The sequence below is a fragment of the Pseudomonas sp. BN417 genome (genome assembly GCF_029871205.1).
GTDB lineage: Bacteria > Pseudomonadota > Gammaproteobacteria > Pseudomonadales > Pseudomonadaceae > Metapseudomonas.
The window spans coordinates 1-3,028 of the sequence record NZ_SSOJ01000097.1 but is presented as its reverse complement, the minus strand read 5'-3'; the positions used below and the strand labels follow the sequence as shown (position 1 = coordinate 3,028).

The 3,028-nt window shown below is 62.0% G+C and carries 2 protein-coding genes; both read left to right on the top strand.

Annotated features, from left to right (window positions below):
* Positions 1-1,443, top strand: a 1,443-nt coding sequence (locus E8F11_RS12180; protein ID WP_280289079.1) for a DUF1302 domain-containing protein, incomplete at its 5' end; no start/stop codon positions are given.
* 22 nt (positions 1,444-1,465) lie between these two features.
* A complete protein-coding gene (locus E8F11_RS12175) occupies positions 1,466-2,842 on the top strand; it encodes a DUF1329 domain-containing protein (RefSeq protein ID WP_280289078.1) in 1,377 nt (458 codons plus the stop codon).
* The last annotated feature ends 186 nt before the right edge of the window (positions 2,843-3,028 follow it).

Genomic DNA, 3,028 nt, shown 5'->3' with positions numbered 1-3,028 from the left:
TTGTCCAACGGTTTCCCGAACCCGGCCATCGCCAACATCGACGACGGCAACAACGCCTTCGACAAGGGCAGCCTGATCACCAACCGCTCCAGTTTCCTCACCGAGGCCAACTTCAACTGGAAGGAGGACTTCGGCCTGTTCATGCGTGCCAGCGGCTTCTACGACGACGTTTACAACCGCAGCAACGACAACCACACCGGCACCTCCAACTGCTTCGCCGGCGGCCGCTGCTCGCAACCCAACCACTTCCCCCACGACACTATCGACCAGCATGGCAAGGACATCCGCCTGCTCGATGCCTATGTCTATGGCGCCTGGGACCTCGGCGGGCACAACCTCAACCTGCGCGTCGGCGACCAGGTCGTGAGCTGGGGTGAGAGCCTGTTCATCGGCAACGGCATTTCCGGCGCCATGGCCCCGGTTGATGCAACCAAGGCCAACACCCCCGGGGTGGAACTCAAGGAACTCTTCCTGCCGGTAGGCCAGGTATTCGGCCAGATCGACCTGACCGACAGCCTCAGCTTGCAGGCCTACTACCAGTACAAGTGGGAGAAGACCGAAATCGACGGCGTCGGCAGCTTCTTCGCCGTCACCGACCAGATGGATGAAGGCGGCTTCACCGATGCCTTCGGTATCACCCGCCGGCTGTCGGACGATGAGCCGAGCGACAGCGGCCAATACGGCGTAGCCCTGAACTACGTCGCGGAGTCGCTGAACAACACCGAGTTCGGCCTCTACTACCTGCGTTTCCACGACAAGGTGCCGCAGCTGGACTTCCTCAGCAGCTGGAACACCGCCAACTACCAGGTCCGTTACTTCGACAACATCGATCTCTACGGCGCGAGCTTCTCCACCGTACTCGGCGACACCAACGTCAGCGGTGAAATCAGCTACCGCGACGGCCAGCCAGTGCTCGCCGATACCGGTCTGGTGCCACATCCGGTGCGTGCCGAGACCATGCAGGCACAGGTCTCCTTCGTCCACGCTTTCGGCACCCTGCCGATTGCCGACAACACCACGCTGATTGGCGAGGCGGGCTACAACGAGGTGCTGGACAACGACCGCGCCGAGAGCTTTATCGCCTTCGTCCCGGACGGTGCCGGTGGCGTCGTCCCGCTGACCACGGCAAACACCGACGAGCTCTTCTTCGACAAGAGTTCCTGGGGCTACACCCTCAACCTCCAGCTCGAATACCTGAATATTTTCAACGGCTGGGACCTCACCGTGCCGCTGATCTTCAGCCAGAACCTGGGCGGTGACTCGTCCATGCCCGGCACCTTCGGCCTGGGCGAAGGCGACAACCGGCTCGGCATCGGCACCACCTGGCGCTACCTCAACAACCTGACCCTGGAGGCCCGCTACAACGCCTTCCTCGGCGATGCCGGCGATACCCCCCTCGCCGATCGCGACAACGTCGGCGTCAACGCCAAGTACAGCTTCTGACGATCCGCCCGAGAGATCCGAAATGCAGTCGAACAACAAGAAGCGGTTCCTTGCCGCCTTGCTTGTGACCTACCTCGTCAGTACTCCGACGTTGGCTGGAATCAGCCCCGAGGACGCCGCCCGCCTCGGGGCCGACCTGACCACGATGGGTGCGGAAAAGGCCGGCAATGCCGATGGCAGTATCCCCGCCTGGAGCGGCAAATGGCTCGGCGCACCGCCCCACCTGAACTACGGCGGCAGCGGCAGCCAGTACCCCGATCCCTATGCCGATGAAAAGCCACTGTTCGTCATCACTGCGCAGAACATGGCGCAGTACGCCGACCAGCTTTCCGAAGGGCAGAAGGCCCTGTTCCAGCGCTACCCGAACAGCTTCAGGATGCCGGTCTACCCCAGCCACCGCGACTTCCGCTATTCGCCGGATGTTGAGCGCAAGATCGCTGCCAATGCGATCAACGCCAAACTTGTCCATGAAGGTAATGGCGTTACCGGAGCCATCGGCGCCTCGCCCTTTCCCATCCCGAAGAACGGCCATGAGCTGATGTGGAACCTCAACCTGCCGGCCCGCGCCTGGAAGGAGGATGCCGTCTACAAGATGGCCCTGGTCCTGGCCAACGGCAACCGGGTGTACGAGAGCCTGGACTACAAGATCCTTTCCGTCTGGGACTCTCCAGCGGAGACCGTCGAATCCCTCGATGGCAGGCAAGCCTATGCCCTGCTCACCACTCTGGAGCCCACTCGCAAGAAAGGCGAGATCATTCTCGCCCATTCCTTCACCGACCCGATTTCCTCGCCGTCGCAGTCCTGGCAGTACCTGCCGGGCAACCGCCGGGTACGACGCGCCCCCACCGTGGCCTACGACACGCCATACGGTGCTGGCGGCTTCCGCGTCATGGACGAGGACCGCCTGTTCAACGGCGCGCCGGACCGCTATGACTGGAAGCTGGTGGGCAAGCAGGAGATCTACGTTCCCTACAACAACTACAAGCTCGACGACCCTAGCCTGAAGCTCGACGACCTGCTGGCTACCTCTGGCCATGTCAACCCCGAGTACATGCGCTATGAACGGCACCGCGCCTGGGTGCTGGAAGCCAACCTCAAGCCCGGCAAGCGCCACATCTACCGCAAGCGAGTGATCTATATCGACGAGGACTCCTGGATCGGCTTGCTCGCCGACAACTACGACGGCAAAGGCAATCTCTGGCGCAGCAACATGCAGACGACTGTCTATGCCTATGACCTGAATGGTTTCCAGGCACGCGTCGCGATTTTCCACGACCTGATCGCCGGTTCCTACCTCGCCGATCGCCTGCTCGATGGCCAGCGGCCTGCAAAGCTGAACAGCAGCGATATCGAGGCCGATTACTTCACCACCGCCAACCTGCGCAAGCTGGGTAAATAAGCGCCCTGATCGAGCGAGGCCCCCGGGCCTCGCTTTTTTATGTCCCCCGAAAACCGCCTTCGTTCAGCCAGCAGTCGACGCAAGGTTCCCTTCTCGCAATAGAGGAAACGAGATGACGCACAGGCTGTTGAAATCCGCCATCAGCCTGGCCGCCCTGTCCCTTTCGCTCCAGGCCAGCGCCCTGAA

Excerpts from the sequence above, each read along its gene's own strand:
- E8F11_RS12175 (WP_280289078.1), top strand. The coding sequence starts at position 1,466 with ATGCAGTCGAACAACAAGAAGCGGTTCCTTGCCGCCTTGCTTGTGACC.